Genomic DNA, 14078 nt, shown 5'->3' on the forward strand with positions numbered 1-14078 from the left:
GCCATCACAAGCACCACAAAAACCACTGCCCGACAGAGGCAGAGAACCTCAAATAACCGTGAGGCACACCACCGTGATCGACTCCCTGAACCACCTTCCCCACCCGCACGAAAGCGCGGCCGCCCTCGCCGGGCACTTCACCGATCTGGCGCCGCCGCTCAATGCCCGGCAGGCGCATCTGGAAGCTTCGCGCTGCCTGTATTGCTACGACGCGCCGTGCGTCAATGCGTGCCCGAGCGAGATCGATATTCCCTCGTTCATCCGCAATATCCATCAGGACAACGTGCCCGGCGCGGCGCAGAAAATCCTTTCGGCGAATATTCTTGGCGGCAGTTGCGCGCGGGTCTGTCCGACCGAGATTCTTTGCCAGCAAGCCTGCGTGCGCAACAACGCCCAGGAATGCGCACCGGTGCTGATCGGCCTGCTGCAACGCTACGCCATCGACAACGCACACTTCACCGAGCACCCGTTCCAGCGCGCCGCCGCCAGCGGCAAACGCATCGCCGTGGTCGGTGCCGGGCCGGCCGGGTTGTCCTGCGCGCATCGCAGTGCCATGCACGGCCATGACGTGGTGATTTTCGAGGCGCGGGACAAGGCTGGCGGCCTTAACGAATACGGCATCGCCAAATACAAACTGGTCGATGATTACGCGCAGAAGGAACTAGATTTCCTCCTGCAGATCGGCGGCATCGAAATCCGCCACGGGCAGAAACTCGGCGACAACCTGACCCTCAGCGAACTGCATCAACAATTCGACGCGGTGTTCCTCGGTCTCGGCCTCAACGCCAGCAAGCAGCTCGGCCTGGCCCACGAAGATGCACCCGGCCTGCTCGCCGCTACCGATTACATTCGCGAACTGCGTCAGGCCGATGACCTCTCGCAACTGCCATTGGCCGAGCGCTGCATCGTCCTCGGTGCCGGCAACACCGCAATCGACATGGCCGTGCAAATGGCCCGCCTCGGTGCGCGTGATGTGAATCTGGTGTATCGCCGTGGCGCCCCGGATATGGGCGCGACGCTGCACGAACAGGACATCGCCAAGGCCAACCAGGTGCGTTTGCTGACCTGGGCGCAACCAGAAGAGGTGCTGCTCGACGCTCAGGGCCATGTGCGCGGCATGCGTTTCGCCCGCACCGATCTGGTCGACGGACGCCTGCAAACCACCGGCGAAACCTTCGAGCTGGCCGCTGACGCGATCTTCAAAGCCATCGGCCAGAGCTTCGACGCCAGCGCCCTCGCCGACCCGCTGGCGCGCGAGCTCAAACGCCAGGGCGAACGTATTCAAGTGGATGAAAACCTGCGCACCAGCATTCCCGGCGTGTATGCGGGCGGTGACTGCACCAGCCTCGATCAGGACCTCACCGTGCAAGCCGTACAACACGGCAAACGCGCCGCCGAGGCGATCAACGCTCAACTGATGCTCAACGTGGAGGCTGCGTAAATGGCCGATCTCTCGATAGTCTTCGCCGGCATCAAAGCCCCGAATCCGTTCTGGCTGGCCTCCGCGCCGCCCACCGACAAGGCTTACAACGTGGTCCGCGCCTTCGAGGCCGGCTGGGGTGGCGTGGTCTGGAAAACCCTCGGCGAAGACCCGGCGGCGGTCAACGTTTCCTCACGTTATTCGGCGCATTACGGCAATAACCGGGAGGTGCTCGGCATCAACAACATCGAGCTGATCACCGACCGCTCGCTGGAAATCAACCTGCGCGAAATCACTCAGGTGAAAAAGGCCTGGCCCGACCGTGCGCTGATCGTCTCGCTGATGGTGCCGTGCGTGGAGGAATCATGGAAACACATCCTGCCGCTGGTCGAGGCCACTGGCGCCGACGGCATCGAACTGAACTTCGGCTGCCCCCACGGCATGCCCGAGCGAGGCATGGGCGCCGCGGTCGGGCAGGTGCCGGAGTACGTCGAGCAGGTGACGCGCTGGTGCAAAACCTATTGCTCGCTGCCGGTGATCGTCAAACTGACGCCAAACATCACCGACATCCGCGTCGCCGCCCGCGCCGCACATCGCGGTGGCGCCGATGCGGTGTCGTTGATCAACACGATCAACTCGATCACCAGCGTCGACCTCGAACACATGGTCGCCCTGCCCACGGTTGGCAGCAAAAGCACCCACGGCGGCTACTGCGGCTCGGCGGTCAAACCGATTGCACTGAACATGGTCGCCGAAATCGCCCGTGATCCGCAGACCCAGGGTTTGCCGATCTGCGGCATTGGCGGCATCGGCAGCTGGCGCGATGCGGCGGAATTCATGGCGCTGGGCAGTGGCGCTGTGCAGGTGTGCACCGCGGCGATGCTCCACGGTTTCCGCATTGTCGAGGAGATGAAGGACGGCTTGTCGCGCTGGATGGACAGTCAGGGCTACGCCAACATCAGCGAGTTTTCCGGGCGCGCGGTGGGCAATACCACCGACTGGAAATACCTCGATATCAACTATCAGGTGATTGCGAAGATTGATCAGGAAGCGTGCATTGGTTGCGGGCGCTGTCACATCGCCTGCGAAGACACCTCACACCAGGCGATCGGCAGTCTGAAGCAGGCAGACGGCACGCATACATACGAGGTGATCGACGACGAGTGTGTCGGCTGCAATTTGTGTCAGATCACTTGCCCGGTGGCGGACTGCATCGAGATGGTGCCGATGGACACGGGCAAGCCGTTTCTCGACTGGAATCATGATCCGAGGAATCCGTATTGTGTGGCTGTCTGAATCGGGGGCTGATCCTGAAAGCCCCTCACCCTAGCCCTCTCCCAGAGGGAGAGGGGACTGATTGGGGGATGCTGCAACATTGCGCCGACCTGTTAGTGTTGTTGTGAATCCATAATCGACTCGATTTATCAGGTCGATGTAACCCTCAGCACACCTCGGTCGGCTCCCTCTCCCTCCGGGAGAGGGCTGGGGTGAGGGTAAGCTTTTGATTTTTGCCCTCAAGGCTCCAACCCGATCCCGCGCAAGATCACACTCGTCACCGTCTGCACCGCCCGCTCGAACTGCATGTCCGACAGCGGTTGATGCTCGTTCAGGATATTCACCTGATGATCGAAGTCGGCATAGTGCTGGGTCGAGGCCCAGATCATGTACAGCAGGCTCGACGGTTCCACCGGCAGAATCCGCTTGTCCTCGACCCACTGGCGAATCTTCGCTTCCTTCATTTTCGCCCAGTCATACAGGCTGGCATCCAGCGCCTCGCCCAGCGTCGGCGCGCCATGAATGATTTCGTTGGCCCAGACTTTCGAGCCGTACGGGCGGCTGCGCGAGTGGTTCATCTTGGCGCGGATGTAGCTGCTGAGCACAACGCGCGGGTCGTCGAACATTTCGAAGCACAGCGCGTCCTGTTTCCACACTTCGAGCAGGTCGAACAGCACCGCGCTGTACAGCTCGCTCTTGGTGGAAAAGTAGTAATGCAGATTGGAGCGCGGCAGTTGCACCTCGGCGGCGATATCAGCCATGGCGGTGCTGCCGAAGCCTTTTTCGGCGAAGACTTTTTCCGCCGCCAGCAGGATTTTTTCGACGTTGCTGCGGCGAATTTCGATCTTGTGATTGCCCATGTGGGCTCCCTGACGACAGCGTTGACCAAGACTAGCATTCGCTTGCAACTGATGGAAAACCCGAGCCCTACACCATCCCTGCTGGCGATAGCGGTGGGTCAGACACCAACCAGGTGAATGTCAGACCGCAATCGCCAGCAGGCTGGCTCCCACAGGCTCAGTGCGGTTGTGTGTCGCCTGCGGCAGTGTCGATGCTGACCACCACCGACATCCCCGGCCGCAACCGCTCCTCTTCCTGCTGATCCGGATCGATGGTGATCCGCACTGGCACGCGCTGGGCGATCTTGACGAAGTTGCCGGTGGCGTTGTCGGCCTGCAGCAAGGCGAATTCGGAACCGGTGCCCGGCGAAATATGCTGCACATGCCCGGTGAACTTGCGGTGGTTCAACGCATCGACGGTGAAGCGCACCGGTTGCCCGACGCGGACGTTGTCCATCTGGGTTTCCTTCATGTTGGCGATCACCCATTTCTGCTCCGGCACCAGCGCCATCAACTGTGCTCCGGAATTGACGTAAGCGCCGAGGCGCACGCCGATCTGCCCGAGCTGGCCGTCGCGGGGGGCGACAATGCGCGTGTTCGACAGGTCGATCCGCGCCAGTTTTACCGCCGCTTCGGCGCTGGCCACGGCGGCCTCCAGCGAGCCGCGATTGACGATCACCGTTTGCAGATCCTGGCGGGCGATTTCCAGGTTGGCTTTGGCTTGCGCCACAGCGGCGGTGCTTTGCGCATTGGCGGCGAGGGTCACGTCGAACTCTCGTTTGGACACCGAGCCGTCGCTGACCAGATCCTTGTTGCGGCGCAGATCCGCCTCACTCTTGCGCAACTGCGCTTCACTGTCGGCGAGCACCGCCTGGCGCAGCTTGATCGTCGCTTCGGCGCTGTTGCGTTGCTGCACCACATTGGCCAGCGCCGCGCGCTGCACCGCCAGTTGCGCCAGCGCCTGATCGAGGCGCTGCTGGTAGATCCGGTCATCCAGACGTACTAGTAGATCGCCGGCCTTCACGTACTGGAAATCCTGCACCGGCACTTCAAACACATAACCGCTGAGCTGTGGCCCGATGATCGTCACCTGCCCACGAATCAAAGCGTTCTCGGTGGTTTCGACGGCGCTGCTGAACGGCGGCAATTGCCAGGCGTAGAGCACGATCAGCACGCCGACGATGGCAATCGCGGCAAAGCCCAGCGACGAGATGATGCGCACCCGCAGCGAGCGCGGCGCGGTGTTTGGCGATGACGGCGGCGTCTGCCCTTCAGGCGTGGCGGCAATGGCGTTGGTGGTTGTGGTGGTGGGTTCGGTCATGAAGAAGTGGCACCGCTTGATGGTACGGAAGGCGTCGGCTCGATGGCTTTGGTGGTGCTCATCAGCCACAACGCGCGAATCGAAAGCCAGATCATGGTCAATACCGCAATGACCGCGATCAGCATGAAGACATCGTTATAGGCCAGCACGTTCGCTTCGCGGGTTGCCGCATTGGCGAGGCTGCGGATGCCGACCAGATTGCGCAGGCCGGGGTCGGCGAAAAACCCGCCGTAAGCCGCACCGCCGCTCTGCACGCGCGCCGCCACCAGCGGATCGGACATCACCAGTTGCTCAACAATGTGGCTGGAATGGTACTTCTCGCGCACGATCTGAAAGGTCCCCAGCAACGCCGCGCCGAGAAGCCCGCCAAGGTTGTTGCAGATCCCGAACAGCACGGAAAAACTCACCAGATTGCGCGGGTTGGTCAACACGTTGCGCGTGCCGAAGACCATGGTCGGGCCGAGAAAGAACGTACTGCCGAATGCCAGCAGGAACTGGCTGATATACATGTTTTGCGGGCGCGTGATGTTGCTGGAAAAACTGTCCATCACCGAGCCTGTCGCCATCAGCGCCAGCGAAATGATCAGCGGCATGAGCAAGTGTTTCGGGTCGATGGTCAGTGCGCTGGTCGCCAGCCCGGCGATGCTGCCGATCAGCATCACCACGTACAGACTGTGCAGTTGCTCATAACCCATGTTCAGGTTCTGCATGAAACCGACCGCACCAGTGGACTGCTCTGAGGTGACCATGCGAATCAGGGTCACCGCCAGCGCCAGCCGGATCATCGTTCCGCTGCCCAGCCAGCGCGTCATCAGCAGCGGGTTGCTGCGGTTGTGCTCGATGGCCAGGCCCATGATGATCAGCGCGATCGACGCCGCCAGGGCGATGCCGATCCAGTCGGCTTCCAGCCACCAGTCGATGCGCCCCAGCGACAGCACCGCACAGAGCAGGCCGACGCCCGTGGCGAGAATGGCGAAGGTCAGGAAGTCGAGCTTTTCGAAGGTCTTGAAGCGGTCACCCGGCGGCAACTTGAGCAGCAATACACAGCCCAGCGACAGCAGCGCCATGCCCAGTTCGAACAGGTACAACCCGCGCCACTCGGCAATCTGCAACAGGTCTTCGGAGAACAGCCGCGCCAGTGGCAGCGCCAGTTGCGAGGTGCCGAGGCCGAGCACCAGCGCCTTCAGCCGCCACTTCGCCGGGAACGCCTGAACCATGTAATACAGGCCCAGCGAACTCAGTGCCGCGCCGACCATGCCGTGCGCCGCCCGCACGGCGATGGCCGAATTCAAATCGTTGACGAACAGATGCCCAAAGGTCACCAGTGCATACAGCACCAGAAACACCTCAGTGAACGCACGCAAGCCGAACTGCTGACGAAACTTCACCAGCAGCAGGTTCATCGACACGTTGGTCATCACGAAGGCCGCCGGCAACCAGGCCATTTCCGCCGTGGTCGCGCCGAGCGAGCCTTGCAGATAAATCAGGTTGGCAACCACCAGCGAATTGCCCAAACCGCCGGTCACCGCCACCAGCACACCGACCAGCGCATAGGCCAGGCGCTTGCGGTTGGAGTGCAACGGCGTCGAGGGGGAACCAGGCAGACTGGGTTTCTCGTGCGGCTGCCATTGGCGCGGGGCGTATTTATCCATGGATCGGCCTGGTGCTGGGAGTGAAGGAAGTTTGCCGCAATTCAACGGCTAATACACTTTTCCGTAGGCGGAACAAAACCCTGTGGGAGCTGGCTTGCCAGCGATGAGGCCGGCAACTCCAGCCTTTGCGGCAGCTGACAAATCGCTATCGCTGGCAAGCCAGCTCCCACAGGGGTTCTATGCCTGATTCGAAATTACGACAGGCTTCTACAGAGTGTCGTTCCTGCCAACCCCGAGTCATCGTATAACTTGCTGTTGACAATCCTGCTAAATATGGGAAATATCCGCATCGATGTTGTACGACGACGTATGACAAATAATAAAAACAACAAGCGAATCTGGGAGCGTCACAGTGAGCACACTCGCCCGCAATTCCGTCCGCCCTTCACCTGTTTCCAATTTCAAACCGCGTTCGACCCTGAGCCTGATCGGCTGTAGCAGTCTGGTCCTCGCCCTGCCGATGAGCGCCCAGGCCGAAGGTTTCCTCGAGGACAGCAAAGCCACGTTGAACCTGCGTAACGCCTACTTCAACCGCAACTTCGTCAACCCGGCCAACCCGCAGGGCAAGGCTGAAGAGTGGACGCAGAGCTTCATTCTCGATGCCAAATCCGGTTTCACCCAGGGCACCGTCGGCTTCGGCCTCGATGTGCTCGGGCTGTACTCGCAAAAACTCGATGGCGGCAAAGGCACCGGCGGCACGCAACTGTTGCCAATCCACGATGACGGACGCCCGGCGGACAACTTCGGTCGTCTCGGCGTGGCGCTGAAAGCCAAAGTATCCAAGACCGAATTGAAGGTCGGCGAATGGATGCCAGTGCTGCCGATCCTGCGTTCCGACGATGGTCGTTCGCTGCCACAGACCTTCCGCGGCGGGCAGATCACCTCCACCGAAATCAACGGCCTGACCGTCTACGGCGGCCAGTTCCGCGGTAACAGCCCGCGCAACGATGCGAGCATGGAAGACATGTCGATGAACGGCCGCGGCGCGTTCACCTCGGATCGCTTCAACTTCGGCGGCGGCGAATACAGCTTCAACGACAAGCGCACCATGGTCGGCGTGTGGTATGCCGAGCTGACCGATATCTACCAGCAGCAATATTTCAACCTCAGCCACAGCCAGCCGCTCGGCGACTGGACCTTGGGCGCCAACCTCGGTTTCTTCACCGGCAAGGAAGATGGCAGCGCTCAGGCCGGCGACCTTGACAACAAGACAGCGTTTGCCATGCTCTCGGCCAAATACGGCGGCAACACTTTCTACGTCGGCCTGCAGAAACTCACCGGTGACGATGCCTGGATGCGGGTCAACGGCACCAGCGGCGGGACCCTGGCCAACGATAGTTACAACGCCAGTTATGACAACGCCAAGGAGCGCTCCTGGCAGTTGCGTCACGACTACAACTTCGTTGCCCTCGGCATTCCCGGCCTGACCCTGATGAACCGCTACATCAGCGGTGACAACGTGCACACCGCCAGCACCAACGACGGCAAGGAATGGGGCCGCGAATCGGAACTGGCCTACACCGTGCAAAGTGGCCCGCTGAAAAGCCTCAACGTGAAATGGCGCAACGCGACCATCCGCCGCGACTTCAGCACCAACGAGTTCGACGAGAACCGGATTTTCATCAGCTATCCGATTTCGTTGTTGTAACGGTTGGCGGTTAGCCCTGTGGGAGCGAGCCTGCTCGCGAAAGCATGAGGTAAGCGGGAGCGATTTTTATTGCTCGAGCGGGCCCCATCGCTGGCAAGCCAGCTCCCACAGGGTCTTGTGGCGAAAAGAAAGGTTGGAGCCGACTCGGATTATTGTGGGAGCTGGCTTGCCAGCGATGGCGGCGGCAGATTCGGCAGTAATGAACTCTGACACACCGCCTTCGCGAGCAGGCTCGCTCCCACAAGAGGATTGCATTGCAAGGCGAGTTTGAGAGTTTCAGAAAAATGATTCGGCCCTTCCGTCATCTACACCAAAAGTCGCGTTGACAAGTTCCCGGAACCCTACCGATACTTCAGCGCAGTCATACGACAACCTACAACAAACCTAATAACAATGTGTTCAGGGATTGCCATGACGTCTACCTCTACTCCGCGCGCTCCATTCAATCGCCTGCTGCTGACCGGCGCTGCCGGTGGCCTGGGCAAAGTCCTGCGCGAACGCCTGCGTCCTTACGCCAATGTGCTGCGTTTGTCCGATATCGCCGCCCTCGCCCCGGCCGTCGATGATCACGAAGAAGTCGTACTCTGCGATCTGGCGGACAAACAGGCCGTGCATCAACTGGTCGATGGGGTCGACGCGATCCTGCATTTCGGCGGTGTCTCGGTCGAGCGTCCGTTCGAAGAAATCCTCGGCGCCAACATCAGCGGCGTGTTTCACATCTACGAAGCCGCACGCAAGCATGGCGTGAAGCGGGTGATCTTCGCCAGCTCCAATCACGTCATCGGTTTCTACAAGCAGGACGAAAAACTCGACGCCAGCTCCCCACGCCGCCCTGACGGTTACTACGGTCTGTCCAAGTCCTACGGCGAAGACATGGCCAGTTTCTACTTCGATCGCTACGGCATCGAAACTGTCAGCATCCGCATCGGCTCCTCGTTCCCGGAACCGCAGAACCGCCGGATGATGCATACCTGGCTGAGCTTCGACGACCTCACGCAACTGCTCGAGCGTTCGCTGTACACGCCGAACGTCGGTCACACCGTGGTCTACGGCATGTCCGACAACAAGGACGTGTGGTGGGACAACCGCTACGCCAGCCACCTCGGTTATGAAGCCAAGGACAGCTCGGAAGTGTTCCGCGACAAGGTCGAAGCACAGCCGATGCCGGCCGCCGACGACCCGGCGCGAATCTACCAGGGTGGCGCCTTTGTGGCGGCCGGCCCGTTCGGCGACTGATCCCTGCGACCACGACACGAGGTAATCAGTATGCAAGCCGAATTGATCGTCGATGCGCGCAACGCGGTGGGCGAAAGCCCGGTCTGGGTCGCCGAGGAAAACGCCCTGTACTGGGTAGACATTCCCAACGGCGGGCTGCAACGCTGGAGCGCCGACAGCGGTCACGTGGCGTCGTGGAAAGCGCCAGAAATGCTCGCCTGCATCAGCCGCCACCGCAGTGGCGGCTGGGTGGCCGGCATGGAAAGCGGTTTCTATCGCCTGCACCCGCACAGCGACGGCAGCCTCGACAGCGAATTGCTCGCCAGCGTCGAACACAGCCGCGCGGACATGCGCCTCAACGATGGTCGCTGCGACCGTCAGGGGCGTTTCTGGGCCGGCAGCATGGTGCTGAACATGGGCCTTAACGCGCCTGAAGGCCGGCTCTACCGCTACGGCGCCGGACAATCCGGGGTGATCGAAGCGCAACTCGACGGTTTCATCGTGCCCAACGGCCTCGGTTTCAGCCCGGACGGCAAGATCATGTACCTGTCGGATTCGCATCCCGAGGTGCAACTGATCTGGGCGTTCGACTACGACACCGAGACCGGCACGCCGTCGAACCGCCGGGTGTTTGTCGACATGAACCACTTCCCCGGCCGCCCCGATGGCGCCGCTGTGGATGCCGAAGGTTGCTACTGGATCTGCGCCAACGACGCCGGACTGATTCACCGCTTCGCCCCGGACGGTCGTCTGGATTTTTCGCTGGAAGTGCCAGTGAAGAAACCGACCATGTGTGCCTTCGGCGGCAACGATATGAGCACCCTGTTTGTCGCTTCGATTCGCCCCGGCGACGACCACGACCCGCAATCCCTGGCCGGTGGCGTGTTCGCCCTTAAGCCCGGCGTCAAAGGCCTCGCCGAACCGCTGTTCAACGATTTGCTTTAGACCCTCTGCTGCACCGCTGCGCCTTGAACACAAAAATAACAAGACTGGAGACTCACCCCCATGAACTTCAAACGCACCTTGCTCGCCGCTGCACTCCCGCTGATATTTACCCTCGCTGGCGCCGCTCAGGCACTGGAACTTAAAGTCGCCGACATCCACCCCAAGGGTTATCCAACCACGGTGGCGGAAGAAAGCATGGGCAAAATGCTGACCAAAGAGACCAACGGCGAGCTGACTTTCAAGTACTTCCCGGGCGGTGTGCTGGGTTCTGAAAAGGAAGTCATCGAGCAAATGCAAGTCGGCGCGATACAGATGTCCCGGGTCAGCCTGGGGATCGTCGGCCCTGTCGTACCGGACGTGAACGTCTTCAACATGCCGTTCATCTTCCGAGACCACCAGCACATGCGCAATGTCATCGACGGTCCAGTGGGCGATGAAATCCTCGGCAAGATCACCAATTCCGAATTCGGCCTGGTGGCCCTGGCCTGGATGGACGGCGGCACGCGCAACATCTACACCAAAAAACCGGTGCGCAAGCTCGAAGATCTCAAGGGCATGAAAATTCGCGTGCAAGGCAACCCGATGTTCATCGACATGATGAACGCCATGGGTGCCAACGGTATCGCCATGGACACCGGCGAGATCTTCAGCGCTCTGCAAACCGGCGTGATCGACGGCGCGGAAAACAACCCGCCGACCCTGCTCGAACACAACCACTTCCAGAACGCCAAGTTCTACAGCCTGACCGGTCACCTGATCCTGCCAGAGCCTATCGTGATGTCGAAAATCACTTGGGAGAAACTCACTCCGGATCAACAGACACTGGTCAAGAAAGCCGCCAAGGCTGCCCAGGCTGAAGAGCGCGAGCTGTGGGACAAGAAGTCCGCTGCCAGTGAAGAAAAACTCAAGGCCGCCGGCGTCGAGTTCATCACGGTCGACAAGAAGCCCTTCTACGACGCCACCGCTCCGGTCCGCGAGAAGTACGGCGCGCCATATGCCGACCTGATCAAGAAAATCGAAGCCGTTCAATAACGCCTCCCGCTCCGTACTCACGACAAGGCCCGGCGCGCCCGATGATTCAGGCGCGCCCGGTTACGGTGGAACCCGATGAAGAATCTACTGCTGCGTATCAATGACAAGATCTACATGACGTGTATCTGGGTGGCCGGCCTTTCCGTTCTGGCAGTTTCCCTGATGATTCCCTGGGGCGTGTTTGCGCGCTACGTGCTGGGTACCGGTTCGAGCTGGCCCGAGCCTACGGCCATTCTGCTGATGATCGTGTTCACATTTATTGGCGCTGCTGCCAGCTACCGCGCCGGCGCGCACATGGCCGTGGCCATGGTGACCGACCGCATGCCGCCGCATCTGCGCAGCGCAGCGTCGATTTTTTCCCAATTGCTGATGGCCCTGATCTGCATTTTCATGACGATCTGGGGATTCAAGTTGTGCATGTCCACCTGGAACCAGTTCATGGCGTCCCTGCCCACCCTGCGGGTGGGCGCGACCTATTTGCCGATTCCCGTGGGCGGTTTGCTGACCCTGGTTTTTGTCCTGGAAAAACTGTTTCTCGGTGACCAGAGCAAGCGTCGGGTCGTGCAGTTCGATCTGGTTGAAGAAAGCGAAGGTGCCGTTTAATGGACGCTCTGATTCTGCTGGGCAGTTTTATCGTATTGATCCTGATCGGCATGCCGGTTGCCTATGCACTCGGTGCCGCCGCGCTGATAGGTGCGTGGTGGATCGACATCCCCTTCCAGGCCGTAATGATCCAAGTGGCGGGCGGGGTAAACAAGTTCTCACTGCTGGCCATTCCGTTCTTTGTCCTCGCCGGCGCGATCATGGCAGAGGGCGGCATGTCCCGGCGGTTGGTGGCGTGTGCCGGTGTGCTGGTGGGTTTCGTCCGTGGTGGCCTGTCACTGGTCAACATCGTCGCCTCGACCTTCTTCGGTGCGATCTCTGGTTCGTCGGTGGCCGATACGGCGTCGGTGGGTTCGGTGCTGATACCTGAAATGGAGCGCAAGGGTTATCCGCGGGACTTCTCCACCGCCGTGACCGTCAGCGGCTCGGTGCAAGCATTGTTGACTCCGCCCAGCCATAACTCGGTACTCTACTCGCTGGCTGCTGGCGGTACGGTGTCGATTGCCTCGCTGTTCATGGCCGGCATCGTCCCGGGCTTGCTGATGAGCGCGTGCCTGATGGTGCTGTGCCTGATCTTCGCGAAAAAGCGCAACTATCCCAAGGGCGAAGTGATCCCGATGCGCCAGGCGCTGAAAATCGTCGGCGAGGCTCTCTGGGGCCTGATGGCGATGGTGATCATCCTCGGCGGTATCCTCTCCGGGGTCTTCACCGCGACCGAGTCGGCCGCTATCGCCGTGCTGTGGTCGTTCTTCGTGACCATGTTCATCTACCGCGACTACAAGTGGCGTGAACTGCCCAAACTGATGCATCGCACGGTGCGGACCATCTCCATCGTGATGATCCTGATCGGCTTCGCCGCCAGCTTCGGCTACATCATGACCCTGATGCAGATTCCGGCGAAGATCACCACGGCGTTCCTGACCCTGTCGGACAACCGTTACGTGATCCTGATGTGCATCAACGTCATGTTGCTGCTGTTGGGCACGGTGATGGACATGGCGCCGCTGATCCTGATCCTGACGCCGATCCTGATGCCGGTGATTCTGGACATCGGCGTCGATCCGGTGCAGTTCGGCATGATCATGCTGGTCAACCTGGGGATCGGATTGATAACACCGCCCGTCGGAGCCGTGCTGTTCGTCGGTTCGGCGATCGGCAAAGTCAGCATCGAAAGCACTGTAAAAGCGCTGCTGCCGTTCTACGGCGTGCTGTTCCTGGTGCTGATGCTGGTGACCTACGTGCCGGCCATCTCCCTGTGGCTGCCGCATCTGGTGTTGTAAACCGCTGAGTCATCGCAGCCCGGGCCGGGCTGCGATGGTTTCACCTCAGGCCCGCAGCAACATGTACCCCGCCACCACCACGCAAACACTCGCAAACCCGACCTGCAAGGCCCGCGCCGGCACCCGCGCACAAAGTTTGCGGCCGATGATCATGCCGACCACGCTGGCGACAATGAACGCCGCGCCCTGGCTGTCGATTCGCACTCCGGCGTGAAACGCGCCGATCACACCAATCGCCGAAATCAGACTGATCACCATCAAAGACGTAGCGACGATGCCGCGCATCTGCACGTCGGTCAGTTGCTTGAACGCCGGCACGATCAGAAAGCCGCCACCGACCCCCAGCAAGCCCGAGACCACGCCCGTGACTGCGCCCAGCGCGGCCAGGGTCGCGGTGCATTTGGCGGTCCAGTCGAAACGCCCGGTCTGCTCATTGAGCATGCAGTTTTTCTGGCCCCAACTGGCGTGGCCATGATCGCTCGGCCCGGCTTGTTGACGCTCTTTTCTGAACATCCGCCAGGCGACCATGACCATCAGCAGGCTGAACAGGATCATCAGCACCTTTTCCGGCAACTGATGCGCGAAGTAGATCCCCAGCGGCGAAAATACCGCGCCCAGCCCCGCGATCAACAACGCCGCGCGGTAGCGCACCAGGCCATGGCGCAGGCCATCGATAGCGCCGACCGCCGCCGCACTGCCCACCGCAAACAACGCCACCGGCGCTGCTTGCGTCATGCTCCAGCCAAGGCCCAGAACCAGCGCCGGCACCGCGAGAATCCCGCCACCCGCGCCGGTCAAACCGAGCACCAGGCCCATCACCACGCCAAACAGACTTGCCAGCCACATAA

At 60.9% G+C, this 14078-nt stretch carries 12 protein-coding genes; 8 read left to right on the forward strand and 4 right to left on the reverse strand.

Features of this window, described 5'->3' with window-relative positions; genetic code table 11:
- Positions 1-73: 73 nt before the first annotated feature.
- The gene (locus ACYYKW_RS16665) at positions 74-1441 is read left to right on the forward strand and encodes an NAD(P)-dependent oxidoreductase (protein WP_464990583.1); all 1368 of its coding nucleotides are present in this window, start codon (positions 74-76) and stop codon (positions 1439-1441) included.
- Entirely contained in the window at positions 1442-2716 is a 1275-nt protein-coding gene (gene preA, locus ACYYKW_RS16670) for an NAD-dependent dihydropyrimidine dehydrogenase subunit PreA (protein WP_464990584.1), read from the forward strand.
- A 218-nt stretch (positions 2717-2934) separates the two neighbouring features.
- Here preA and ACYYKW_RS16675 read toward each other — a convergent pair whose 3' ends face one another.
- The 3 genes from ACYYKW_RS16675 to ACYYKW_RS16685 all read right to left on the reverse strand — a co-directional run bounded on the left by ACYYKW_RS16675 (position 2935) and on the right by ACYYKW_RS16685 (position 6507).
- Entirely contained in the window at positions 2935-3555 is a 621-nt protein-coding gene (locus tag ACYYKW_RS16675; RefSeq protein ID WP_090282838.1) for a TetR/AcrR family transcriptional regulator, read from the reverse strand.
- A 157-nt stretch (positions 3556-3712) separates the two neighbouring features.
- Positions 3713-4855, reverse strand: a complete 1143-nt coding sequence (locus ACYYKW_RS16680; RefSeq protein ID WP_332768709.1) for an HlyD family secretion protein — start codon at positions 4853-4855, stop codon at positions 3713-3715.
- The gene (locus ACYYKW_RS16685) at positions 4852-6507 is read right to left on the reverse strand and encodes an MFS transporter (RefSeq protein WP_093102431.1); all 1656 of its coding nucleotides are present in this window, start codon (positions 6505-6507) and stop codon (positions 4852-4854) included. Before ACYYKW_RS16685 ends, ACYYKW_RS16680 begins: the two co-directional genes overlap by 4 nt.
- Positions 6508-6859: 352 nt before the next feature.
- Between ACYYKW_RS16685 and ACYYKW_RS16690 the strand changes: the two genes are divergently transcribed.
- The 6 genes from ACYYKW_RS16690 (at position 6860) to ACYYKW_RS16715 (ending at position 13230) form a co-directional block, all read left to right on the forward strand.
- Positions 6860-8155: an OprD family porin gene (locus tag ACYYKW_RS16690; RefSeq protein ID WP_093102434.1), complete on the forward strand. Its 1296-nt coding sequence runs from the start codon at positions 6860-6862 to the stop codon at positions 8153-8155.
- A gap of 411 nt (positions 8156-8566) precedes the next feature.
- Positions 8567-9391 (forward strand): NAD-dependent epimerase/dehydratase family protein, encoded by an 825-nt coding sequence (locus tag ACYYKW_RS16695; protein WP_464990585.1) that lies wholly within the window; start codon positions 8567-8569, stop codon positions 9389-9391.
- Positions 9392-9421: 30 nt separating this feature from the next.
- The gene (locus tag ACYYKW_RS16700; protein ID WP_093102439.1) at positions 9422-10315 is read left to right on the forward strand and encodes an SMP-30/gluconolactonase/LRE family protein; all 894 of its coding nucleotides are present in this window, start codon (positions 9422-9424) and stop codon (positions 10313-10315) included.
- 60 nt (positions 10316-10375) lie between these two features.
- Entirely contained in the window at positions 10376-11347 is a 972-nt protein-coding gene (locus tag ACYYKW_RS16705) for a TRAP transporter substrate-binding protein (protein WP_090282832.1), read from the forward strand.
- 75 nt (positions 11348-11422) lie between these two features.
- Positions 11423-11950: a TRAP transporter small permease gene (locus ACYYKW_RS16710; protein ID WP_464990586.1), complete on the forward strand. Its 528-nt coding sequence runs from the start codon at positions 11423-11425 to the stop codon at positions 11948-11950.
- The gene (locus tag ACYYKW_RS16715; RefSeq protein WP_464990587.1) at positions 11950-13230 is read left to right on the forward strand and encodes a TRAP transporter large permease; all 1281 of its coding nucleotides are present in this window, start codon (positions 11950-11952) and stop codon (positions 13228-13230) included. Before ACYYKW_RS16710 ends, ACYYKW_RS16715 begins: the two co-directional genes overlap by 1 nt.
- A gap of 45 nt (positions 13231-13275) precedes the next feature.
- Here ACYYKW_RS16715 and ACYYKW_RS16720 read toward each other — a convergent pair whose 3' ends face one another.
- On the reverse strand, positions 13276-14076 hold the full coding sequence (locus ACYYKW_RS16720) for a sulfite exporter TauE/SafE family protein (RefSeq protein WP_464990588.1): 801 nt from the start codon (positions 14074-14076) through the stop codon (positions 13276-13278).
- Positions 14077-14078 lie beyond the last annotated feature (2 nt).

It is taken from the genome of Pseudomonas sp. 15C (assembly GCF_055484735.1).

Excerpts from the sequence above, each read along its gene's own strand:
- ACYYKW_RS16700 (WP_093102439.1), top strand. The coding sequence starts at position 9,422 with ATGCAAGCCGAATTGATCGTCGATGCGCGCAACGCGGTGGGCGAAAGC.
- ACYYKW_RS16720 (WP_464990588.1), bottom strand. The coding sequence starts at position 14,076 with ATGTGGCTGGCAAGTCTGTTTGGCGTGGTGATGGGCCTGGTGCTCGGT.
- preA (WP_464990584.1), top strand. The coding sequence starts at position 1,442 with ATGGCCGATCTCTCGATAGTCTTCGCCGGCATCAAAGCCCCGAATCCG.
- ACYYKW_RS16695 (WP_464990585.1), top strand. The coding sequence starts at position 8,567 with ATGACGTCTACCTCTACTCCGCGCGCTCCATTCAATCGCCTGCTGCTG.
- ACYYKW_RS16680 (WP_332768709.1), bottom strand. The coding sequence starts at position 4,855 with ATGACCGAACCCACCACCACAACCACCAACGCCATTGCCGCCACGCCT.
- ACYYKW_RS16715 (WP_464990587.1), top strand. The coding sequence starts at position 11,950 with ATGGACGCTCTGATTCTGCTGGGCAGTTTTATCGTATTGATCCTGATC.
- ACYYKW_RS16705 (WP_090282832.1), top strand. The coding sequence starts at position 10,376 with ATGAACTTCAAACGCACCTTGCTCGCCGCTGCACTCCCGCTGATATTT.
- ACYYKW_RS16675 (WP_090282838.1), bottom strand. The coding sequence starts at position 3,555 with ATGGGCAATCACAAGATCGAAATTCGCCGCAGCAACGTCGAAAAAATC.
- ACYYKW_RS16685 (WP_093102431.1), bottom strand. The coding sequence starts at position 6,507 with ATGGATAAATACGCCCCGCGCCAATGGCAGCCGCACGAGAAACCCAGT.
- ACYYKW_RS16710 (WP_464990586.1), top strand. The coding sequence starts at position 11,423 with ATGAAGAATCTACTGCTGCGTATCAATGACAAGATCTACATGACGTGT.